Raw genomic sequence first — 20,282 nt, 5'->3', positions numbered from 1 at the left:
AAAGCGGAAGCCTTGGTTGCCACACGGTTTTTCAGCGCTGACAGAGCTTCCTTGCTGTGTACCCCAGCAGTTTCGGCGGCGAGGGCCGCGCGGCGAGCCTGGACTTTGAGATCGGCAATGAAAGCATTCAGAGAACTGGCGCTTTCGCGCTGCGGAGTGTCGCCACCCTCAGCCCGAGCGGAGGAGGGGAGCAGCAGCCCGCCGATCAAAGTCAAGATCATCATGAAACGAAACACACCGGAATGCAGTCCCGCCAAACCCTTCCTCCATCGTTAGGGATAGCCGAGTCCGATAAGATTGCCCCTCGTGAGCTTAAATTCAAGGGCTCCAGGGGAGGCTGATCCAGCCCACGGCGAAGAGCAGACCCGCAACGACACAGAGCGCGATCGAGGTCAGCAGGATCCAGAGCGTCGCGCGCGAACTTGTCGCCTGCCGTGCTTCGGTCGGATTGATTTTAGCCGCCATTATCGCCCTCCTTTTTTAAGTGCTGATATCGCTAGAATAAAAAACCAAAAAGCCACCTGCGTGCGGTCAGTGGCGGCGCGGATCAATCCGGTCCTTCTAAGGCGTGCAGCGCCGCATGCACGGCGACCAGCATTTCGGCTGGACTGCGGTTATCGGCCGGCGGCATGCCTTCCTCGGTGGCGCGTAGCAGCGCTTCCGCATCTTCCTCCCAGCGCAGGAGGATGGCCTTCTTATCCTCCGCCGTAAGCGGCGCCGTCAGGACCTCATGGGGCGCGCTGAACACCGAGGCCGGGTCGAGCATGGCCGGGTCGAGATTGACCGATGCGATTGTCGTCATGGACTTAAGCCGTCTTGGCCAAACCAAGCTTCAGCGTATCGCCGGCCGCAGCGGAAGCCGCGTCTTCGTCCATACCCAGCATGTCGCCGAGCCGGTTGCGTGCACGGTTCACCCGGCTCTTGATGGTGCCGACCGCGCAGCCGCAAATTTTGGCGGCTTCCTCATAGGAGAACCCGGCGGCGCCGACCAGGATCAAGGCCTCGCGCTGATCGTCCGGCAAGCGCACGAGCACCTCGCGAAAATCCTGCATGTCCATGTGACCATGCTGCTCGGGTTGCGTCGACAGGCGCGCGGCGTAGCCGCCATCGGCGTCCTCGACCTCGCGCCGCCGCTTGCGACGCTCCGAGAAATAGGTGTTGCGCAAAATCGTGAAGAGCCACGCTTTGAGGTTGGTTCCTTCGCGGAATGAATCGAGATGGTTCCAGGCCTTAAACAGCGTCTCCTGCACGAGATCGTCCGCGCGCTCACGGTCGCCGCAAAGCGAGACGCCAAAGGCGCGCAAATTGCCCATTTCCGCTATGAGCGCGTCGCGAAGACTGGCGGATACTTTTGGTCGCACTATTTGCCTCCGCCCCGTTCGAGCTCGTTCAGGAGTTGGAGCAGATGGTCGGGAATAGGTTCCCGCGCGACCTCGTCGAATGCCTCGCGCACGTGGCGGCCGATATGCGCCTGCAAGTTCGGTTCTAGACCTTTGTCCATGTAGCTCTCTTGCGAGGCGTGTTCAGACGGGCCGTCGCTCCCGCCGCCGCTCTCAGCTGCTTTGTCCATCTTCTTTGGTTTGCCGGGCATCTTCTGACCACGGCCCTTTGTGTCGTTCGCGCGCACTTTACTATTCCCCTCGCCGCCCAAATCGAGCGAATCTGAGAATATCGGATTCCTCGGACGCCTGAGCAAAAACCACCAGATGGTCAGATGGTTCCCTTTAACGGAACCAAGACTGAACAAACGCGTTAACTTGGGCTGTGACGCACGGATTTGAGTTGCTTCCTCAAGCTCTCTTTGCGTATTGGGTCTGGCGCTTTCCCTCCAACAACGTGTGATAGGCCTTATGTCGATCTCCCAAGCGATAGCCCCACACATTGCCTACCTCCGCCGTTTTGCGCGGGCCCTGGCCGGCTCGCAGGCAGCGGGCGATGCCTATGTTGCCGCGACCTTGGAGGTGCTTATCGAGGACCCCTCGCTCTTCGATACCGGCATCGATCCCCGCGTCGCCCTCTACCAGACCTTTGTCGGTCTCTGGAACTCCGTGGACGTGAACCTCAAGCCCGACGGGCCCTCAGGTCTGGCGTCGCCCCTCGACCGCAAGCTTGAATCGATCACGCCGCTGCCGCGGCAGGCTTTCCTGCTTTGCTCGGTGGAAGGGTTTTCACCCTCGGAGGCTTCGATGATCCTCAAGACCGGCGAGGATGAGATTGACGGTCTGCTCGACGTCGCAGGACGCGAAATCGCGGCGCAGGTCGCAACCGACGTGCTCATCATCGAAGACGAGCCGATGATCGCCATGGACCTGGAAAGCATCGTTGAGGGGCTCGGCCACCGCGTGAATGCGGTCGCGCGTACGCACAAGGAGGCCGTCAAGGCGGCGGAAAGCCATAAGCCGGGTCTCGTGCTTGCAGACATCCAGCTTGCAGATGGCAGTTCGGGTCTCGACGCCGTTAATGAGATCCTCGCCTCGTTCGAGGTGCCGGTGATCTTCATCACCGCCTATCCGGATCGGCTCCTGACTGGCGAACGCCCCGAGCCGGCATTCCTCATCACCAAGCCCTATCAGCCCGATACCGTGAAGGCGATCGTGAGCCAGGCGCTGTTCTTCGAGCGGCGCGCGCATCTGCGCGATCGTCCCTACAAAAGCGCCTAGCTTCGAAGCCCGCCAAGCGGGCGCTTTTTCACCTCAACGATGGTTTAGAAATCGGAGCGGGTCTGCACTCGCTCCGAGGCGACTAGACTTTGCCCAAGAGGACAAGGATCAGAAGAATGACGAGGATGAGTCCGACAATCCCCGACGGGCCGTAACCCCAATTGCGGCTATGCGGCCAGGCGGGAAACGCGCCGAGCAAGATCAAAATGAGAATGATGATAAGGACAGTCGTCAGCATTATTGCCTCTCCTTGAAGCCGACAGCGGCCAGAATCTACGCCGTAGGCTTGATTGAGCAGGGAGGAACACGAAAAGCCAATGCCCCCATGCTTAGCTTCTCTTATCGCGGGAATACCGCGTACGATGCGAACGGCGGTTTAAGAACTTCGAAGACGGCAAAAACACCCCGCCTCTAAGGAATGAGAGGTCCGCGGCGCGCTACGAACGCACGCCGCGGAGCGTCAAAAATTACATGTCTTTCGTCCAGGTGTCGACCTGACGCTCGGCTTCATCCTTGTCGATGCCGTAGCGCTCCTGGATCTTGCCGACCAGCTCTACGCGGCGGCCTTCGACGACATCAAGATCGTCGTCAGTGAGCTTGCCCCACTGCTGCTGAGCCTTACCACGGAGCTGCTTCCAGTTACCTTCAATGCGATCCCAGTTCATGGGGGAAACCTCCTCTTGGATTTCGCTTCAGTGAGCCCGTTTAGACTCTCAGGTTCCGGGTAACGCGCTCGCCTTGCCACTGGTTCCTGGGACGGCGTTTTGGGTCTCGCCAGCCTTGCTGCCGGACGCTAAATCCGCTGATACTAGGCCAGCAGGACCGCAAACGGCTCCAGGGGCGGGCGGGAACAACGCATGGCGGGAAAACGCATCCTTGTCGTCGAGGACGAGTTTCTCATTGCGCTCGATATTACCGGTGCGCTCGAGCAGGCGGGGTTCACGGTGGTCGGCCCGGCGGGGACGGTCCGCGACGCGCTTTCGGCGATCGCACGCGAGGAGCTGCACGGCGCATTGCTCGATGCCCATCTTGGCGGCGAGAGCGTCGGCAGCATTGCCGATGCGCTCCGCGCGCGCGCGGTGCCGTTTGCGTTCGTGACCGGTTATGGCCGCGAGCAGCTCCCGGACGCCCATAGAAGCGTGCCGCTCATAAAAAAGCCCTTCACGGACAAAGAGTTGCTCGCGGCGGTGGAGTTGTTCTGAGCTCGGCGAAGGCGCGCCGGCCATTTACTTGCCTTTTTTGCAACAAAATTGGACTTTGACGCGTTGCGTTCCTACGGCTGGTGCCGCCATCATTCATTTGGGGAGCTTGCAAAATGCTTTATTGGGCGTTGGTCTTCGCTGTTGTCGCGTTGGTCGCCGGCGTGTTCGGTTTGGCGGGATTTCGTCCGCCGCGGCCGGCGTTGCCCGCATCCTCTTCTTCATTTTCCTTGTGGTCTTCCTCGTGACGCTGGTGGCGTCGCTGCTCTGAGCGAGCGGAGCCTTGTTCGGCGTTGCGGACATGAGAAAGCCCGCAACCGGGGGAGGTCGGCTGCGGGCGTTATGTCCGATCGCTGCGGTCGAACCTCGATCAAACCCGAAGCCCGAAGACTGGTTCCTGAGCGGCGGCAGGAAATCTCCCCCCTGATTTTTCCGGCCCGAACGCCCATTTATGGGAGCGGGCGCTGTAAAAACCTATCGCCACGGGCTCCTGTAATAATCGTCGCGGTACGCGAACGATCCGGTCGGGGCCGGGGTTAGGGCTGGGGAGACGGGCGGTCGCATCAAAACTGATCAAACCGGCCCAAAAGCAGATCAATTCGGCCGAAAGCAGATCAAACCGGGGCACAGGCTCTTTTTTTATGGAACGCTGGCTTTCGTTTCTGTTCGGGACGGCCTCCTCCGCGACGCGCTCGGAAACGTGGTCGTCTGGACTGGTGGTGGTTCACGCCATCGCCGACGGCATCATCGCCGCCTCGTTCCTGCTCATTCCCGCCGCCCTGATCTATCTCTTTCGCAAGCGGCGGGAGAGCAATCCCCGCGAGACCGCGCTCGTCACCCTGTTCATCTTGTTCATTCTGGCCTGCGGGTTCGCCCACTTCGCCTCCCTGATCGCACTCTGGATTCCAGTCCAGGGCTTGGAAGGCGTGCTCAAGGCTGCCGCCGCGCTGCTCGCTTTGACAACGGCCGTCGTCCTGTGGCGGCTCACGCCGCAACTCCTTCGCCTGCCGTCGCGCGAAAGATTGCAGAGCGAAGTCGCCGCCCATTTGCGGACCTTCGAGGAACTGCAAAGCGCGCGGCATCAGCTCGAGGAGCGGGTGGAGGAACGCACCAAGGAATTGGCCGAAGCGAAACGGCGTTTCGAAATCGCGCTGCGCGGGTCGCCGATCTTCGTCTTCAGTCAGGACCGCGACTTGCGCTTCACCTGGGTTCACAACACCCCGCCGGGCCTCTCGCCGGAAGCCTTGATGGGCAAGACCGACGCCGAAGTTTTCCCCGCCGAAGCCGCGGAACCCATCATGGCGGCAAAGCGCAAGGTAATGGAGACAGGGCACTCGGAGGAGCTCGAGACCAGTTTCGAATTGTTCGGCCGCAAGCGGTCTTTCTACCTCTTGATGGAGCCGCTGACCGATGCTGCGGGCGAGTTGACCGGCACGATCTCGGTTGCCGTCGACATGAGCGAGCGCAAGGCGAACGAGGATCAGCTCCGGCTTCTCCTGCGCGAACTGACACACCGGTCCAAGAACCTGCTGGCGGTCATCAACGCCATCGCGCGGCAGACCGCGGCCCGCACCCCGTCGGTGGAGGAGTTTCTCAACCGCTTCAGCGCGCGTCTGATCGCGATCGGCTGCTCTCACGATCTCCTTGTCGCCGACAATTGGGAGGGCTCGTCGCTGCGGACCCTGATCGAGCAGCAACTAAGCGCGCATGCCGACCTCCTCGGCGGCAAGATCGCCATCGAAGGCGAAGACGTGATGCTGAAGCCGGAAGCCGTCCAGAATGTGGGGCTTGCGTTGCATGAGCTTGTCGTCAACGCGGAGAAATTCGGGTCGCTGTCGACCGAGCGCGGCAAGGTCAAGATCCATTGGCAGCGCATGGAGGATCCGGCGCAGTTGAAGCTTGTCTGGCAGGAAAGCGGCGGCCCGCCGGTGAACGTGCCGGAACGCGCGGGCTTCGGGCGCACGATGATCGAGAACGTGGTAGGGCAGGCCCTCGACGGTAAGGTGAAGCTGACCTTTCCGGCCCAGGGCGTGCAATGCGTGATCTCGATTCCCGCCTCGCAAATCGTCGCCCGCTAGACCTCTCACAGTCGTGAATTTACTAAACGCAGTCGTGATCCTCCGTGCGCGGAAGTTGAATTGCGAAAAAGCCAAGCGTGCATAGATACATGGGCAAGACCAATTCAGCGTCGGCCGCGTGGCGTGCCGGCGAATTGCGCGAGGAGACATTGATGGCGACGCGACGCGAGATTCTGTTTGGCACCGCGGTGGGTGCTGTGGCCGCGACCGCTCTTGCGGTAGGCACCCTTCGCATTTTCGGAGCCAGCGCCCACGCGGCCGAGGGCAAGTTCGAGATAACCCGCAGCAAGGAAGAGTGGAAGAAACTTCTGACGCCGCAGCAATACGCGGTGCTGCGCGAGGAGGATACCGAGCGCCCCTTCTCGAGTCCCCTCGACAAGGAGAAGCGTAAAGGCATCTTCGCTTGCGCCGGCTGCGACCTGCCGCTCTATAGTTCGGCCGCCAAGTTCGACAGCGCCACTGGCTGGCCGAGCTTCTACGCGCCGATCGAACGGGCCGTCGATACGCGCGAGGAAGGCGCGCTGGGGTTCTACCGCACCGAGGTGCATTGCAGGCGCTGCGGCGGGCATCTCGGCCATGTCTTCAATGACGGCCCCAAGCCCACCGGGCTGCGCTACTGCATGAATGGCGTGGCGATGAAGTTCATTCCGGCCTAGGGCCGCCCTAGAGAGCAGCCTGCAGAGATGCCCGAGCCCTTGGCGGTGGGTTACGGCCAATTCCCCACAGTGCAAAAAGACAATAAGGTTTCTCTCGCCAGGGTGAGGCTTGAGGCCTAGTCTCGCGCCTATAACGAAGTAACCTGCGTATGAGGGGGTATCAATGTTCGCGTTCAGTCGCCGAGGAACGGTAATTGCCGAGGGTCTAAAGATCGTCGGGAACGTCACCGCCAACGGTCTTGTCGAGGTTCGGGGTCAGATCGACGGCGAGTTGCAATGCACGTCTCTCGTGATCTCGCGTGAGGCAAGCATAAACGGAGCCGTTGCTGCCGAGCGTGTCGTGGTCGATGGCCGCGTCGAAGGTCCGGTGACCGGTCGCGACGTGGTTTTGAAATCGCGCGCGCATGTGGTCGGCGACATTCACCACGAGTCGCTCACAATCGAGAGCGGCGCCTATTTCGACGGCCGCTCCAGAAAAACCAACGGGGATGGCGAGCACGCTGCTCCTGCTGCGAACGGCAACGGCCCCGCCCGGGCGGACTGAGACCGCGTCCTCGCGTTCTGCTGGCTGCACGCATGGACCTCCATTCTTGGCGCGCTCATGAGGACGAGGCTTGGCGGATTGCTGCATGAGCGAAGCTCTCAGCGCCATAGTTGCCGGTGCCTTTCTGACTGACGGCGGCCGCGTTGTTGATGCCTTTCTGATAGACGCGGGCGTGATTTTTTTGCCTTTGAGGTCGTTCACGATACCGTAGATCTGAAGGCCCTGCCTGATGAGGTCGGCGCTGTCGCCCCTTGGGCTGAGCGAAAGGGTCAAGCTGCCGCCGGCGAAGGCCGTCGCCGGTGCGCTCACAGCGAGAGCGATGACTGCCGCGGTAAGGGCGGCCTGGATGGTGGTTGGGCTCATGGTTCGGGTTCCTTGTCTTCTGTCTGTGACCTAAAGCACGGTCCTGTTGTGAATCTGCCGCGTGCAGTCGACAACGCCGCCGTCCCACCTCACGTTGAGCTGGGCGACATAGCCTCCGGAGCGCCGGGACAGCGATATGACACCGAGTGAGCCTGGTGCATCGGGCGTGGCCTCAAACTCGCCGCTCTGGCGGATATTGGCGTGGCCTGCTTTGCCAGTCTGGGAGACCCGCATGTCGTAGAGGCCTGAGACGGGTCTCGGCACGAATACGAGACCTTCTAGCACCACGCTGCCGTCCTGGTAGTCGACGCGGATGTCGCAAGAGGGCAAGCGCTCGTGACGCTCGGACTTCGGCGCGAGGTCGCCACCGGCGGCTGCGCTCCCAGCGATACTCAGGAGCAGCAGCGGCGCAGCAAGCGATTTCTTGATCATCCTGGGCATGGGAGTGTCCTTTCTTCAGTTCAAATCCGCATCAGTCCTGAATGATCACCGAGACATTGCCCCGGCCGATCTGGGTGACATTGGCTCGGTTGCCGCGCCCGGCTTGAATCACGCCGATCGCATTGCCATTGCCGTCCTGCGTGGTGATGGCGGTATGACCAGCGCCAAACTGGGCGATGCCGACATTGCGGCGGCCGAACTGAGCCGTGTCGGCGTAGTGGCCGTAGCCGTCTTGACCGACGACGGCCCGGTTGCGATGGCCGGTCTGAGTGTTGATCGAGTTGTTGGCGTATCCGTTCTGATAGACGGTTAACCGATTGCCGTAGCCGTGCTGCGCGCCGCCGTAAGCGTTGCCGGCGCCATATTGCTCGATGGAGACATATGAGCCGGCATAGGCCGGCGTGAAGGCGGTGCCGAGGGTCAGAGCCGCTGCGCCCGCGATGAGGAAGGTCCGTAGGGTCATTGGTGCTTACTCCTTGGTCCATTTCGCGGCGCCGCGGGGATTCGCGGCGTTCGCTTGAGTAAGCTCGTCTTAGAGAAGCCGCCTTGAAGTGGCGCTGAACGCACCATTCATCGCCCGTTCAGCCTTCGCCCCATCATGCGGGCCCATCCAAAGGAAAGGCGGCGGCAGCGCAATGAAGCGCCCTGTAGTGGAGGCCAGCAATTGAGAACCACCACCACGCGGCCTCTCAGTGGTGGCTGCACCAGTGCAGGCAGTGCATTACTGGACAACGATGTGGGGAAGCCCGCGGCGAGGCGAGCTCGGGGACATCAGCACTAGTACATGCTGGGAGCCGGTCACGCAAACCCATGTCGCAAAACCTGCTGGTGCTTCTGAGGCGGCTGTTGGTGCGCCCGCTGCTGGCGCTAACTAGTGGCGCACGACAATTGCATGATGGGGCCCCGGCACTGAGACCGCTGTGATGACTCCGAATGAATGGCGTTCTGATTACCTGGTCAAGCAATTGGATTGACGCTAGATTCAATTCTGGCGGTTTTGGCGCAATCAGGATCGGGGCGAACATGAGAAACGTTGTTTCAGTGACCGCATTACTTGTCACAGCATGCCTCTTCGCGGCATGCGACCAGGCCGAAGAAACCTCTGACCAAAAGAACCAGGAACCGACTGAGCAGCAAACGACACAGCCTAAGTCGGAAGCAAAGCCTTCCGAATCGCCTGCACAAACCCCGTCCGACGCTGCCACGGAAGAACCTGCCGAGAAGCCCGCCTCTTCGGCGGAGCCGGCAGAGTTGGAGGAGTCCGCCCCCGCTGAGGAGCCAGACGCAGTGATTGAAGAGGAGGGGATGGAGGAGGAGACCATCGTTGTCCCGCCGACCGTCTCCAAGGACGCGCCGTCCGGGCCGCACAAGGGCGAGCCTGCCTCTGAATCTCAACCCCAGCCGGTGTATCCCGATGGGGAGCCGGGTGAGGCGGCAGAGTCGGAGGACGCGGTCCCCGCTGAGGAGCCCGAGGCGGAAGAGGCCTTTGGCAAATCCTCCGAAGAATCCTCTGAGACACTTGCCGTCGAACCTCGCGTAGAAGAGACCGTTGAAGAATCCCCCATGCAAGAGCCCTCCGAAAGTTCCCCCACGGACAACGCTGCCGAGACGCCTATAGGGTCCGGCGGTCCACAGCCCCTGACTCGCTCTGGGTGTGAAGAGGCCGGTATGAAATGGAACGAAAACGCAAACGTGTGCGATGCTGGATGAGGTGTCTGCGAGTCACAGGCCAGGAGATGCTAAGAGGGCATCCGGCTTCGGTCGGCGCCCTCAATTCTGAAACTGGGAGATGAGGCGAGGCCTAGACACAAAGGGGACTGTTAAGAACATATGTCCTGAGTGTGGAGAGTCGTACCTCAGTCGAGCGGCGTTGTGAGGGGCTTCGGCAGCTAGGCTGCACGCCGGAGCAGTCGAGGCGCACCGCAAGGGCTTGACGACGGCTGAGGCGTGGCACGTCCCGCCGCCGCATTGCCCACGGCACTTGACCGACCACGAGTTGCTCATGGCGTGGCCGCGACGGCAGCGCGAGCTTGATGGTGAGCTGCCCATGCTCGACGCCGGATTTGACGCCCGAGCGCCAATGCCTAGCGTAATGCCTAAAATCAAAAGTGGGGATTTGGAGTGAGGCGAAATCAGTGCTAAGTCTTTGATTTTGTTTGGCTCCCCGGGCCGGACTCGAACCAGCGACCCAGCGGTTAACAGCCGCTTGCTCTACCAACTGAGCTACCGGGGAGCAGAGCGCGCTCAATGCGAGCGTCGCAAGAGGGGGTGATAGCAAAAGGGGACGGCGCTTTCCAGACCTTTAGCGTAATTGCGGAACATCAATGCATACGGGGCATTGGACGTTGCGGTGAAAGCCCGCAATCCCTAACTGATTGCGCTGAACGCCGGGTGTGCCCCGGACCTCCGCTGGAGACCGAATGGCCCCGAAAGTCCGCCTCTTCAACCGCCACTTTCATTTGCCGCAGTCGAAACCGCTCAGGATCGGCATCGGCGTGTTGCTCGTCGCCGGAGGGCTGGTCGGCTTTCTGCCAGTGCTCGGCTTCTGGATGATTCCGCTCGGGCTCCTCGTTCTGTCGGTCGATCTTCCCATTGTGCGGCGCTGGCGCCGTCAGGTCACCGTGTGGTGGCATCGCGACCGCAAGAACGGCGCGGACACCGCGGAGAGTGTCGAAACCCCGCAAACCAAATCAGAGCGTTAGTTTTTTTGAGGTTGGAGGCCACGCCCGGAATCGAACCGGGGTGCGCGGATTTGCAGTCCGCTGCGTAACCACTCCGCCACGTGGCCAACCGGGGGGCGTCGTCGGACCGCTAACTAGATATGGAGACGCCTCCGCGTCAATAAGTGACTTTTTCCCCATGCTGTCTTCCGACAGGTTCGTCAGAAAAATGATAAGACGACGGATGGATTTCGCGACCATGCACGACGGGCAGGGAACGGCACTGGACTTCGCGCGCCAACGCAGCGGAATGATCGAACAGCAGATCCGGCCCAACGCCGTGACGGATCGCAGTCTTTTGGCCGCGATGGGCGAAGTGCCGCGCGAGATGTTCGTCTCTCCCTCGCGCCGCCTGCTCGCTTATAGCGATGAGGCGCTCGAAGTCTTGCCCGCCATCGACGGCGCGCCGGCGCGCTTCCTTTTGGCGCCGATGGTGCTCGCCAAACTCCTACAGCTCGCTGCCGTGGAGGCGACCGACCACGTGCTCGATATCGGTTGCGCGACGGGATACTCGACCGCGCTGCTGGCGGCGCTCTCTCGTGGCGTGATCGGGTTGGAATCGGAACCAACCCTTGCAGCCATCGCGGCGGACAATCTCGCGGCCCTTGGCATCGGCGATGCGGAGATCGTCGTTGCCGATCTTGCAGCGGGCTATTCCGAAGCCGCGCCCTACGATGTGATCTTTCTCAATGGCAGCGTGCCGGACGAACCCACGCGCCTGACCGCGCAGCTGAAGGAGGGCGGCAGGCTGGTCGCCGTGGTCGCGACAGTCCGCGCCGGCGGCCGTCAGGGCAAGGCCTATCTCTTCGTGAAGGTCGACGGCGAGATGAGCGGCGTGCCGCATTTCGATGCGGGCGCCCCGCCGTTGCCGGGCTTTGCGCTCCCGCCGCGCTTCGTCTTCTAGAGTGCATGACGGCGTCCACACTGTTGCTGTGATCCCACAGTACTTTGAGTTTTTTGCCGAATCGGTCGCCAGCCAACTTCGCGGGTAGGCGTGCGCACTTATGGTGCTCTAAAGTTGGCCGCAGTTGGGGGACTGGGGGTTCGCGGGCGGGAGTGCCAAAGCGTGTTCGATGATGCGGGCAGGATCGAAAAATCCTGCTCAAAAATTGCGTGGCGACGGGGCGGGGCGGCGCTGTTGTGCTTCCTGCTTGCGCTTGTCTTCTGCGACCGTCCGGCATTGGCCGAGACGTTGCAGGAGGCTTTGTCCGACGCCTATCTGATCAATCCCGTTCTCAACGCCGAGCGCGCGCGCTTAAGGGCGACGGACGAGCAGGTCGCGGTCGCCAAATCGGGCCTGCGCCCTTTCATCAGCGGCTCCGCCGATACCAACTACGTCAATCAAAACAGCACCCGCTCCCGTAGCAGCACGGCCGCCACGAACACCATCGGCGGTATTAGCCTCGATCCGTCCGCCGACGGCCTCACCAGCGATGGCGTCAATTATCCGAAGGGCTATTCGGTCCAGCTCTCGCAGCCGCTCTTCGAGGGCTTTCAGAATCTGAACGCCATTCGCCAGGCCAAGTCGACCGTGCAAGGCGCCCGCGAGAGCCTGCGCAACATCGAGCAATCCATCCTCGTTGACGGCGTGACCGCCTATGTGAATGTGGTGCGCGACACCGCCATCGTACGCCTGCGCGAGAACGATGTGACGGTGCTCAATGAGCAGCTCAAGGCAACCCGCGACCGCTTCGATGTCGGCGAGGTCACACGGACCGACGTCGCTCAGGCCGAGGCCCGGCTCTCGGAAGCGCAGGCCACCCTCAGCAGGGCACAGGCCGATTTGAAGATCAGCCATGCGGCCTACCAGCAGGTCATTGGCCACCCCCCCGGCACCCTCATCACGCCGCCCTCCATCATGCATCTGCTGCCGAACTCTATTGACGAGGCGATGACGCTTGGCGACGGCGAGCACCCTCTCATTCTTGCCGCTGTCTACGAGGAGGAGGCATCCCTCTTCGTCGTGCAGCAAATCATGGGGGAACTCCTACCGACCGTGACTTTGGAGGCGCAATACGATCGCCGCTTCGACCAGAGCCAATCCCTGGAAGAGATTGAGACCACGACGGTGACAGGGCGCGTGAACGTCCCATTCTATCAGGGTGGGGGGGTTGCGGCGCGTGTGCGCCAGGCGAAGGAAACCAACATTCAACGCAAGAAGGATGTGGAAGACGCGCGCCTTCGCATCCATGCTCAGGTGATCTCGCAATGGGGCATCCTGCAATCCTCGGGTCCCGCCATCAGATCCGCCGAGGCCGCCGTTTCCGCCAATAAGATCGCGCTGGCCGGTGTGCGTGAGGAGGAGAAGGTCGGTCAGCGCACGACCCTCGACGTTCTCGACGCCCAGCGGGAGCTTCTGAATACGCAGATCGTGCTCGTCACCGCTTTGCGCGACCGCGTCGTGGCGGAATATTCCCTCTACGCCGCCATCGGCCGCATGGACGCACAAACGCTCGGTCTTTCAGTGCCTTATTATGACCCGATCGAGCACTATGACATCGTGAAGAACAAGTGGTTCGGCCTGCGCCCGCCGGCGCCGCCGGGTCCAGACGAATAGCGGCAGCCCGCGCGCGCTAACCAAGTGCGGATCGGGGCCAACCAAACCGAGACTTGCGGGTTAACACTGTGTTAAACTTTTCCCCAAGGGCTACCCTGGTGTTGAGCGTCGGGTGCTGCGGGGGGCAAATGGCGGCAAGGAATTCTAGGTATGGGCAGTATGGAGCGGGCTCCGGAACCGACGATGGAGGAGATTCTCGCCTCTATTCGTCGCATTATCGCCGACGATGAAACGACGCCCGGGCGGCAGCGTGCCGCGCCCGAGCATCAGCCCGAGGCAGAAAATTTCGACGCCGCCGACCAACCAGCCGACACTCAGATCATCGACGATATTGCTCGCGTTCTGAGCGGAAGCGGGCAGGGCGGCGAGCCGGAAGATGATATCCTTGACCTGACCAAGGAGCTTGGCCTTACCCCGGTAGAGTCGGAGGCTCCGCCGGCCGAACAGGCGGAACCCGAGCCGTTTTTGGAAATGCTCCCCGACGCGGAGCTTCAGGCCGACGCGCCGATGGCGTTGAGCGATGCCGATTTGAGCTTCGAGGAGGCCGCCGCGGCACCCGCTGATGACGTGAGCTTCGAACAGCCCGCTCCCACGCCGTCCGCGAATGCTGAGGCCACCTCCGCGCTGGAGCAGGCCATCGCGGCGCTCCGGGCCGGGCGCTTGCAGAGTTCACAGCCGGAGCCGCAGCCGCAACTCCAGCCGGAACCGGAGCCCGCGCCCGACACGCCACCCGAACTGGTGCTGACCGAATTTGCGCAAGTCGAGCTCGTCATCGAGGAGCCCACATTTGAGGAAGAGGCCTCGGCTTCCGCGGCCGAAGAGCCGGCGCGGCCGGAACTCTCCTTCGAGGACATGGTGGCCGCGAGCGAGACGTTCCGGGCCGAACCCGAGGCGTCATGGTCGAGCGATCTGTCGGATTGGCAGACCGAGAGCGGGCCCGCGACCGAGCTCGATTTCGTTGCCGAGCGCATGGGCCGCCCGACCAACGGAGCGCATACCCCCGCTCATGCGCAGGATGCGCTTGGCGCTTCAGGCAAGACGCTCGAGGACAGCGTCAAGGAGATGCTGCGCCCGATGCTGCGGCAATGGCTCGATGAGAACATGTCGCGCGTGTTGACGGCCGCCTTGCGCGAAGAGCTGCGTGAGGGACGGATGGGCCGCGGCGAGGGCTAGCCGGCCGCGACGCTCGCCGTGTCACGTCGGCGCGCATGCAGCCGGTTGACAGCGCCAAACGCAAGAGCGTAGGACGCGAGCCGCCCGCTCTTTGTTCATCACCAAGCATCATGCTCGAAAAGACCTACCAGCCCGGCGCCATTGAAGGGCCCATCTACCGCGCCTGGGAGGATGCCGGCGCCTTCGCCGCCGGCCGGCCCGAGCGGGTCGCCGCGCGTCCCTACGCCATTGTCATTCCCCCGCCGAATGTCACCGGCTCGCTCCATATGGGGCACGCGCTCAACAACACGCTCCAGGATACGCTCGTGCGCTTCGAGCGCATGCGCGGCCGCGACGTGCTGTGGCAGCCCGGCACCGACCATGCCGGCATCGCAACCCAGATGGTGGTCGAGCGTCAGCTCATGGAGCGGCAGGAGCCGAACCGCCGCGCCATGGGCCGTGACGCCTTCATTGCCCGCGTCTGGCAGTGGAAAGAGGAGTCCGGCAACACCATTGTCGGCCAGCTCAAGCGTCTCGGCGCGTCCTGCGACTGGGACCGCCTGCGCTTCACCATGGACGAAGGCCTCTCCCGCGCGGTGCGCAAGGTTTTTGTCGAGCTCTACCGCGACAAGCTGATCTACAAAGACAAGCGCCTCGTCAATTGGGACCCCGAGCTTCTGACCGCGATCTCCGATCTCGAAGTCGAACAGATCGAGACGAAGGGTCATCTTTGGCATCTGCGCTATCCCATCGAGGGCACGCGTTTCGATCCCGACGACGCCTCGACCTATATTGTCGTCGCGACGACGCGGCCCGAGACCATGCTCGGCGATACCGCGGTCGCCGTGCACGCGGACGACGAGCGCTACAAGAATCTTGTCGGCAAGCATGTCGTCCTGCCGCTCGTCGGGCGCCGCATCCCCATCGTCGCGGACGAATATTCCGATCCTGAGAAGGGCTCCGGCGCGGTGAAGATCACGCCTGCGCACGACTTCAACGATTTTGAGGTTGGCAGGCGCCACGGCCTGCCGATGATCGGCATCCTCAGCCCCGACGGCAGCCTCCTCCTCGACAAGAATGCGGATTTCTCGCAAGGCGTTGACGACAGCCCCGAACTCACGCGCACGATTCAGGATCTGCACGGCGTCTTTCGCTTCGCCGCGCGGAAGATGATCGTCGAGCGCCTGGAGACGATGGGCTTAATCGAGAAGATCGAGCCTTATCTGCACACTGTGCCACACGGCGATCGCTCGCATTCGGTGATCGAGCCCTTTCTCACCGACCAGTGGTATGTCGACGCCGCGACCTTGGCGAAGCCCGCCATCGAAGCCGTCAGAAGCGGGCACACCGTCTTCGTCCCCAAGAACTGGGAGACGACATATTTCCATTGGATGGAGAACATCCAGCCTTGGTGCGTCTCGCGCCAGCTCTGGTGGGGCCACCAGATCCCGGCCTGGTACGGACATGACGGACATGTATTCGTCGCCGAGGACGAGGAGCAGGCCGTCTCGCTCGCCAAGGATCATTACGGCAAGCCCGTTGCGCTCACCCGCGACGAGGATGTGCTCGACACGTGGTTCTCCTCGGCGCTGTGGCCATTTTCGACGCTCGGCTGGCCCGACAAGACGCCGGAGCTCGTGCGTTTTTATCCGACCAGCGTCCTCGTCACCGGCTTCGACATCATCTTCTTCTGGATCGCCCGCATGATGATGATGGGCCTTCATGTGATGAACGAGGTGCCGTTCCGCGACGTCTACATCCATGCTCTCGTCCGCGACGAGAAGGGCCAGAAGATGTCGAAGTCGAAGGGGAACGTGATCGATCCGCTCGACCTCATCGAGAGCTACGGCGCCGATGCGCTCCGCTTCACGCTGGCCGCCATGGCGGCGCAGGGCCGCGACATCAAGCTCGCCGAGTCACGCGTGGAGGGTTACCGCAACTTCGCGACCAAGCTCTGGAACGCGGCGCGCTTTGCGCAGATGAATGGCCGTGTTCCTCATGCGGATTTCGATCCGGCGTCTGCGCGCGCCACCGTCAATCGCTGGATTGCGGGCGAGTGCGAGCGCACGGCAGCCGCCGTCACCGAGGCGCTTGAGGCCTATCGCTTCAACGACGCCGCGGGCGCCATCTATCATTTCATCTGGCACGTGTTCTGCGATTGGTATTTGGAGCTGACGAAGCCGATTCTTTTGGGCTCCGATGCGGAGGCCTCCACTGAGACCCGCGCCATGACGGCGTATGTGCTCGATCAGGCATTGAAGCTGCTCCACCCCTTCATGCCATTCGTCACCGAGGAACTGTGGGGGAAGCTGGCCGGGCCGGAAGGACGCGACACGTTCCTCATGCTCGCCCCTTGGCCGGAAGCGCGCGATCTACAGAACGCCGATGCCGACGCCGAGATCGGCTGGCTGCTGCGGCTCATTTCCGATGTGCGCTCGGTCCGCGCCGAGATGAACGTTCCCGCCGCCGCCCGCGTCCCGCTGGTCGCCAGTGGCGCGAGCGAGGCGACGAAGGCGCGCGTCGCCCGTTACGACGATATCATCAAGCGCATGGCGCGGGTCGAGGAGTTGAGCTTCGGGGAAACGCCCCCAGGGGCCGTGCAGATCGTGCTCGATGAAGCGACGCTCGCGCTACCGCTCGCCGGCGTGATCGACATCGACGCGGAGTCGAAACGCCTGAAGCGCGAGATCGATAGAGTGGGGTCGGAAATCAAGCAGCTCGATGCCAAGCTCGCCAACGAGAAATTCGTCTCCCGCGCGCCCGAGCATGTCGTCGAGGAGCAGCGCGAGCGGAAGACGGAAGCCGTAGCCGTGGCCGCCAAGCTCACGCAGGCCTTGAAGCGCCTTGAAGCCGCGCTTTAGCGATCACATCTAATTCTAATGCGACTTGTGTGCCCAGACGGTCACAAGCGCGATGCCAGCATTTGGGCTCATCGAACCGTTAAACTGGAATCTGCGCAAACTGTAACTAAATTGCCACATACTGAGGCATTTGCGCCTCGTTTGCGCCATAAAACGATGAGACATCGGCCCAGTACAAGAGTTTCGGCCGAGTAACAGCCTTCCAGGGCCTCGCTTGGGGGAGGGAGAACCGGGAAGCCAGCCGAAACGATCAGGGCGAGCAGGCGCGGAGGTAAGCGCATATCTCCTATGATCTCCGGACATGGTGATGGACGCAAAGACGTTCGATAAGTCCCGTTTGCCGAGCAGGCATGTCACTGAGGGGCCGACCCGGGCCCCCCATCGCTCCTACTATTACGCGATGGGGCTGACGCGCGGGCAGATCCATCAGCCCTTCGTCGGGGTGGCGACCTGCTGGAACGAAGCCGCCCCCTGCAACATCTCTCTGATGCGCCAAGCGCAAGCCGTGAAGCAGGGCGTCGCCGCCGCGCACGGAACGCCTCGTGAATTCTGCACCATCACCGTTACCGACGGCCTCGCCATGGGGCATCAGGGCATGAAGTCCTCGCTGCCCTCGCGCGAGGTCATCGCCGACTCCGTCGAACTCACCATGCGCGGCCATGCCTATGACGCCATTGTCGGGCTTGCGGGCTGCGACAAGTCCCTGCCGGGCATGATGATGGCCATGTGCCGCCTCAACGTGCCGTCGATCTTCATCTATGGCGGGTCGATCTTGCCGGGCACCTTCCGCGGCCGTCAGGTCACGGTCCAGGATCTGTTCGAGGCCGTCGGCCAGTACTCGGTCGGCAAGATGTCGCCGGAGGATCTCGACGAGCTCGAACATGTGGCCTGCCCGTCGGCAGGTGCCTGCGGCGCGCAATTCACCGCCAACACGATGGCCACGGTCTCCGAGGCCATCGGGCTTGCGCTGCCGTATTCGGCCGGTGCGCCAGCGCCTTACGAGATCAGGGACAGTTTTTGCATGACTGCGGGCGAGAAGATCATGGACCTCCTCGCGCTGACCATCCGCCCGCGCGACATCGTCACCCGCGAAGCCTTGGAGAACGCTGCCGCCGTCGTTGCCGCGTCCGGCGGCTCGACCAACGCGGCGCTGCATCTGCCGGCCATCGCGCATGAATGCGGCATCGACTTCGATCTCTTCGCCGTCGCCGAGGTCATGAAAAGGACACCTTATATCGCGGATCTGAAACCGTCTGGCCGCTATGTCGCCAAGGACATGTTTGAAGCTGGCGGAGTGCCGCTTCTCCTGAAAACTCTCCTCGACCACGGCTATCTCCACGGCGATTGCATGACCGTCACCGGACGCACGATGAAGGACAATCTCGCCAAGGTGGCGTGGAACGACGAGCAGGACGTTGTGCGGCCCGCGAACAATCCGCTGTCGCCGACCGGCGGCGTGGTCGGTTTGCGCGGCTCGCTCGCCCCGGACGGCGCCATCGTCAAAGTCGCCGGCATGAAAGGCGTGAAGTTTCGCGGCCCCGCGCGCTGCTTCGACTGTGAGGAGGACGCTTTCGCCGCGGTCAGCGCCAAGAGCTACAAGGAAGGCGATGTCATCGTCATCCGCTACGAGGGTCCGAAGGGCGGCCCAGGTATGCGCGAGATGCTGTCGACGACCGCCGCTCTCTATGGGCAAGGCATGGGCGACAAGGTCGCCCTCATCACCGACGGCCGCTTCTCCGGCGCAACGCGCGGGTTCTGCGTTGGCCATGTAGGACCGGAGGCTGCTGTGTGCGGCCCGATCGCGCTCCTGCGCGACGGCGACATCATCAGCATCGACGCCGACGCCGGCACGCTCGACCTCGAGGTCGGTGAGGCGGAATTGAAGGAACGAGCCAAGGCCTGGAAGGCGCGGCCGACGGCATTTCGCAGTGGCGCCTTATGGAAATACGCAAATGAGGTGGGACCGGCGCGAACGGGCGCCGTCACCCATCCTGGCGGGGAAGCGGAAGTCGCTTGCTATGCTGATGTGTAACAGGAAGGCTATCGCCGCCTTTGCGGCGTTCATGATCGTGGGCCCCGGCGTCACAGGTGCGGGCGATACGCCGCCGGGCTATGCCTCGGCGACCGAGGCCTATCGCCAGGGCATCAAGGCCATTGCCGGGGGCGAGGTGCCTGCCGCGCTTGCGGCGCTCGACTATGCCGCCGAGCGCGGCGTTCTTGGCGCGCAGCTCAAGCTTGCCCGCCTCTACGGCGCCGGCGGCGCCGTGGCGAAGAACGACGCCAAGTCATTCTCCTATTATCAGCAAATCGCCGACCAGCATGCGGAGATCACGCCGCTGAGCCCCGTCGCCAAATATGTCGGCGAGGCTTTCGTCGCCCTCGGCAAATATCATGTGCAGGGCATTCCGGAGATGGGCTTGGCGGCGAACCCGGCGCGCGCGGCGAACTTCTTTCGCCACGCCGCGAGTTATTTCGGCAACGCGGACGCGCAGTATCAGCTTGCACGCCTCTACCTGAGCGGCGAGGGCGTGCCGCAGAATGTCAGCCTCGCCGTCAACTGGCTCTCGATTGCGGCCAAGAAGCAGCACGCGGCCGCGCAGGCCACGCTCGGCGAGTTGCTGTGGCGCGGTGAGCAAGTGCCGCAGCGCCGCGCCCGCGGTCTCGCGTTGATCGCAATGGCGCACGAAAGTGCGAAGGCGAGCGGTTCCGAGCCCAAATGGATCGCGTCCCTCTACACGGAAGTTTTAGCGTCATCCAACGCCGCGACGCGCAGCAGCGCCCAATCGCTGATGCAGAGAATGGGCAAGAAGGGTGATGTGATCCTGTCGGCTCCGGACACGACCAAGCTCCAGCCTGCCAAGCCAGGCGCGCAAATTCTCATGCCCGCTTCGAGCGCCATGCCGAAGCCGGCCGCACCCGGCGCCGCCACGACCGCGAGCGCAACGCCGACCGAACCGGCGCCGGCGGTCGAGGCTGACGCCAAGGCGGCGATCGGTCTCGGCTTCGCGCCGGGCGGCGAGCCCGCGCAGCTTAAGCCCTAGACCCAGGCGC

22 protein-coding genes, 2 tRNA genes and 1 pseudogene are annotated in these 20,282 nt (G+C 62.7%); 14 read left to right on the top strand and 11 right to left on the bottom strand.

The window, feature by feature from the left end:
• The 5 genes from ACR2J1_RS01435 to ACR2J1_RS01415 form a co-directional block, all read right to left on the bottom strand.
• The coding region (locus ACR2J1_RS01435) for a hypothetical protein (RefSeq protein WP_434017571.1) at positions 1-257 on the bottom strand (257 nt) is incomplete at its 3' end.
• 61 nt (positions 258-318) lie between these two features.
• On the bottom strand, positions 319-465 hold the full coding sequence (locus tag ACR2J1_RS01430; RefSeq protein WP_434017570.1) for a hypothetical protein: 147 nt from the start codon (positions 463-465) through the stop codon (positions 319-321).
• Between the two features lie 82 nt (positions 466-547).
• Complete coding sequence (locus ACR2J1_RS01425; RefSeq protein WP_434017569.1) at positions 548-802, bottom strand: hypothetical protein; 255 nt, start codon at positions 800-802, stop codon at positions 548-550.
• A 4-nt stretch (positions 803-806) separates the two neighbouring features.
• Positions 807-1,313, bottom strand: coding sequence for a sigma-70 family RNA polymerase sigma factor (locus ACR2J1_RS01420; protein WP_434017577.1), 507 nt, complete (start codon positions 1,311-1,313; stop codon positions 807-809).
• Between the two features lie 47 nt (positions 1,314-1,360).
• Positions 1,361-1,570: a NepR family anti-sigma factor gene (locus tag ACR2J1_RS01415; RefSeq protein WP_434017568.1), complete on the bottom strand. Its 210-nt coding sequence runs from the start codon at positions 1,568-1,570 to the stop codon at positions 1,361-1,363.
• Between the two features lie 280 nt (positions 1,571-1,850).
• Here ACR2J1_RS01415 and ACR2J1_RS01410 point away from each other — a divergent pair, with 280 nt between their 5' ends.
• On the top strand, positions 1,851-2,660 hold the full coding sequence (locus ACR2J1_RS01410) for a response regulator (RefSeq protein ID WP_434017567.1): 810 nt from the start codon (positions 1,851-1,853) through the stop codon (positions 2,658-2,660).
• An 82-nt stretch (positions 2,661-2,742) separates the two neighbouring features.
• Here the strand turns inward: ACR2J1_RS01410 and ACR2J1_RS01405 are convergent, their stop codons facing one another.
• Together ACR2J1_RS01405 and ACR2J1_RS01400 are read right to left on the bottom strand one after the other, a co-directional pair.
• Positions 2,743-2,901 (bottom strand): DUF3309 family protein, encoded by a 159-nt coding sequence (locus ACR2J1_RS01405; protein ID WP_434017575.1) that lies wholly within the window; start codon positions 2,899-2,901, stop codon positions 2,743-2,745.
• A gap of 226 nt (positions 2,902-3,127) precedes the next feature.
• Positions 3,128-3,325, bottom strand: coding sequence for a CsbD family protein (locus ACR2J1_RS01400; RefSeq protein ID WP_434017565.1), 198 nt, complete (start codon positions 3,323-3,325; stop codon positions 3,128-3,130).
• 192 nt (positions 3,326-3,517) lie between these two features.
• On the opposite strand from ACR2J1_RS01400, the gene ACR2J1_RS01395 reads away from it, so the two are divergent.
• The 5 genes and pseudogenes from ACR2J1_RS01395 (at position 3,518) to ACR2J1_RS01375 (ending at position 7,137) form a co-directional block, all read left to right on the top strand.
• Positions 3,518-3,862, top strand: coding sequence for a response regulator (locus ACR2J1_RS01395; protein WP_434017564.1), 345 nt, complete (start codon positions 3,518-3,520; stop codon positions 3,860-3,862).
• Between the two features lie 113 nt (positions 3,863-3,975).
• A pseudogene (locus tag ACR2J1_RS01390) lies at positions 3,976-4,130 on the top strand (DUF1328 domain-containing protein).
• 370 nt (positions 4,131-4,500) lie between these two features.
• Positions 4,501-5,937: a sensor histidine kinase gene (locus tag ACR2J1_RS01385; protein ID WP_434017563.1), complete on the top strand. Its 1,437-nt coding sequence runs from the start codon at positions 4,501-4,503 to the stop codon at positions 5,935-5,937.
• 152 nt (positions 5,938-6,089) lie between these two features.
• Positions 6,090-6,593, top strand: coding sequence for a peptide-methionine (R)-S-oxide reductase MsrB (gene msrB / locus ACR2J1_RS01380; RefSeq protein ID WP_434017562.1), 504 nt, complete (start codon positions 6,090-6,092; stop codon positions 6,591-6,593).
• A gap of 163 nt (positions 6,594-6,756) precedes the next feature.
• Positions 6,757-7,137, top strand: a complete 381-nt coding sequence (locus tag ACR2J1_RS01375) for a bactofilin family protein (protein WP_434017561.1) — start codon at positions 6,757-6,759, stop codon at positions 7,135-7,137.
• A 393-nt stretch (positions 7,138-7,530) separates the two neighbouring features.
• Here ACR2J1_RS01375 and csgH read toward each other — a convergent pair whose 3' ends face one another.
• Together csgH and ACR2J1_RS01365 are read right to left on the bottom strand one after the other, a co-directional pair.
• Positions 7,531-7,941: a curli-like amyloid fiber formation chaperone CsgH gene (gene csgH, locus ACR2J1_RS01370; RefSeq protein WP_434017559.1), complete on the bottom strand. Its 411-nt coding sequence runs from the start codon at positions 7,939-7,941 to the stop codon at positions 7,531-7,533.
• Between the two features lie 31 nt (positions 7,942-7,972).
• The gene (locus tag ACR2J1_RS01365) at positions 7,973-8,404 is read right to left on the bottom strand and encodes a curlin (RefSeq protein WP_434017557.1); all 432 of its coding nucleotides are present in this window, start codon (positions 8,402-8,404) and stop codon (positions 7,973-7,975) included.
• 824 nt (positions 8,405-9,228) lie between these two features.
• On the opposite strand from ACR2J1_RS01365, the gene ACR2J1_RS01360 reads away from it, so the two are divergent.
• Positions 9,229-9,651, top strand: coding sequence for a hypothetical protein (locus ACR2J1_RS01360; RefSeq protein ID WP_434017556.1), 423 nt, complete (start codon positions 9,229-9,231; stop codon positions 9,649-9,651).
• A gap of 447 nt (positions 9,652-10,098) precedes the next feature.
• Here ACR2J1_RS01360 and ACR2J1_RS01355 read toward each other — a convergent pair.
• Positions 10,099-10,174: transfer RNA gene (locus ACR2J1_RS01355), tRNA-Asn, on the bottom strand.
• Between the two features lie 187 nt (positions 10,175-10,361).
• On the opposite strand from ACR2J1_RS01355, the gene ACR2J1_RS01350 reads away from it, so the two are divergent.
• Positions 10,362-10,643, top strand: coding sequence for a hypothetical protein (locus tag ACR2J1_RS01350; protein ID WP_434017554.1), 282 nt, complete (start codon positions 10,362-10,364; stop codon positions 10,641-10,643).
• Between the two features lie 12 nt (positions 10,644-10,655).
• Here ACR2J1_RS01350 and ACR2J1_RS01345 read toward each other — a convergent pair.
• Positions 10,656-10,729, bottom strand: a tRNA-Cys gene (locus ACR2J1_RS01345).
• A 116-nt stretch (positions 10,730-10,845) separates the two neighbouring features.
• Here ACR2J1_RS01345 and ACR2J1_RS01340 point away from each other — a divergent pair.
• The 6 genes from ACR2J1_RS01340 (at position 10,846) to ACR2J1_RS01315 (ending at position 20,272) form a co-directional block, all read left to right on the top strand.
• Positions 10,846-11,565, top strand: coding sequence for a protein-L-isoaspartate O-methyltransferase family protein (locus ACR2J1_RS01340; RefSeq protein ID WP_434017553.1), 720 nt, complete (start codon positions 10,846-10,848; stop codon positions 11,563-11,565).
• Between the two features lie 234 nt (positions 11,566-11,799).
• The gene (locus ACR2J1_RS01335) at positions 11,800-13,218 is read left to right on the top strand and encodes a TolC family outer membrane protein (RefSeq protein WP_434017552.1); all 1,419 of its coding nucleotides are present in this window, start codon (positions 11,800-11,802) and stop codon (positions 13,216-13,218) included.
• A gap of 150 nt (positions 13,219-13,368) precedes the next feature.
• The gene (locus ACR2J1_RS01330; protein ID WP_434017551.1) at positions 13,369-14,391 is read left to right on the top strand and encodes a DUF2497 domain-containing protein; all 1,023 of its coding nucleotides are present in this window, start codon (positions 13,369-13,371) and stop codon (positions 14,389-14,391) included.
• A gap of 110 nt (positions 14,392-14,501) precedes the next feature.
• A complete protein-coding gene (locus tag ACR2J1_RS01325; RefSeq protein ID WP_434017550.1) occupies positions 14,502-17,231 on the top strand; it encodes a valine--tRNA ligase in 2,730 nt (909 codons plus the stop codon).
• Between the two features lie 307 nt (positions 17,232-17,538).
• Positions 17,539-19,263 carry a dihydroxy-acid dehydratase gene (gene ilvD / locus ACR2J1_RS01320; RefSeq protein ID WP_434017573.1) on the top strand — a complete coding sequence of 575 codons (1,725 nt, stop codon included), beginning with the start codon at positions 17,539-17,541 and terminating at the stop codon, positions 19,261-19,263.
• Complete coding sequence (locus ACR2J1_RS01315; RefSeq protein ID WP_434017548.1) at positions 19,250-20,272, top strand: tetratricopeptide repeat protein; 1,023 nt, start codon at positions 19,250-19,252, stop codon at positions 20,270-20,272. Before ilvD ends, ACR2J1_RS01315 begins: the two co-directional genes overlap by 14 nt.
• The last annotated feature ends 10 nt before the right edge of the window (positions 20,273-20,282 follow it).

Origin of the sequence: Methyloceanibacter sp. (genome assembly GCF_050999895.1) — a bacterium.
In the GTDB taxonomy this organism is placed as follows: Bacteria; Pseudomonadota; Alphaproteobacteria; order Rhizobiales; family Methyloligellaceae; genus Methyloceanibacter.
Note: the sequence above shows the minus strand (reverse complement) of the source record. Positions and strands in the feature narration are given on the sequence as shown.

Excerpts from the sequence above, each read along its gene's own strand:
- ACR2J1_RS01430 (WP_434017570.1), bottom strand. The coding sequence starts at position 465 with ATGGCGGCTAAAATCAATCCGACCGAAGCACGGCAGGCGACAAGTTCG.
- ACR2J1_RS01425 (WP_434017569.1), bottom strand. The coding sequence starts at position 802 with ATGACGACAATCGCATCGGTCAATCTCGACCCGGCCATGCTCGACCCG.
- ACR2J1_RS01420 (WP_434017577.1), bottom strand. The coding sequence starts at position 1,313 with ATGGGCAATTTGCGCGCCTTTGGCGTCTCGCTTTGCGGCGACCGTGAG.
- ACR2J1_RS01415 (WP_434017568.1), bottom strand. The coding sequence starts at position 1,570 with ATGGACAAAGCAGCTGAGAGCGGCGGCGGGAGCGACGGCCCGTCTGAA.
- ACR2J1_RS01410 (WP_434017567.1), top strand. The coding sequence starts at position 1,851 with ATGTCGATCTCCCAAGCGATAGCCCCACACATTGCCTACCTCCGCCGT.
- ACR2J1_RS01400 (WP_434017565.1), bottom strand. The coding sequence starts at position 3,325 with ATGAACTGGGATCGCATTGAAGGTAACTGGAAGCAGCTCCGTGGTAAG.
- ACR2J1_RS01395 (WP_434017564.1), top strand. The coding sequence starts at position 3,518 with ATGGCGGGAAAACGCATCCTTGTCGTCGAGGACGAGTTTCTCATTGCG.
- ACR2J1_RS01385 (WP_434017563.1), top strand. The coding sequence starts at position 4,501 with ATGGAACGCTGGCTTTCGTTTCTGTTCGGGACGGCCTCCTCCGCGACG.
- msrB (WP_434017562.1), top strand. The coding sequence starts at position 6,090 with ATGGCGACGCGACGCGAGATTCTGTTTGGCACCGCGGTGGGTGCTGTG.
- ACR2J1_RS01375 (WP_434017561.1), top strand. The coding sequence starts at position 6,757 with ATGTTCGCGTTCAGTCGCCGAGGAACGGTAATTGCCGAGGGTCTAAAG.
- csgH (WP_434017559.1), bottom strand. The coding sequence starts at position 7,941 with ATGCCCAGGATGATCAAGAAATCGCTTGCTGCGCCGCTGCTGCTCCTG.
- ACR2J1_RS01365 (WP_434017557.1), bottom strand. The coding sequence starts at position 8,404 with ATGACCCTACGGACCTTCCTCATCGCGGGCGCAGCGGCTCTGACCCTC.
- ACR2J1_RS01350 (WP_434017554.1), top strand. The coding sequence starts at position 10,362 with ATGGCCCCGAAAGTCCGCCTCTTCAACCGCCACTTTCATTTGCCGCAG.
- ACR2J1_RS01340 (WP_434017553.1), top strand. The coding sequence starts at position 10,846 with ATGGATTTCGCGACCATGCACGACGGGCAGGGAACGGCACTGGACTTC.
- ACR2J1_RS01330 (WP_434017551.1), top strand. The coding sequence starts at position 13,369 with ATGGGCAGTATGGAGCGGGCTCCGGAACCGACGATGGAGGAGATTCTC.
- ACR2J1_RS01325 (WP_434017550.1), top strand. The coding sequence starts at position 14,502 with ATGCTCGAAAAGACCTACCAGCCCGGCGCCATTGAAGGGCCCATCTAC.
- ilvD (WP_434017573.1), top strand. The coding sequence starts at position 17,539 with ATGGACGCAAAGACGTTCGATAAGTCCCGTTTGCCGAGCAGGCATGTC.
- ACR2J1_RS01315 (WP_434017548.1), top strand. The coding sequence starts at position 19,250 with ATGCTGATGTGTAACAGGAAGGCTATCGCCGCCTTTGCGGCGTTCATG.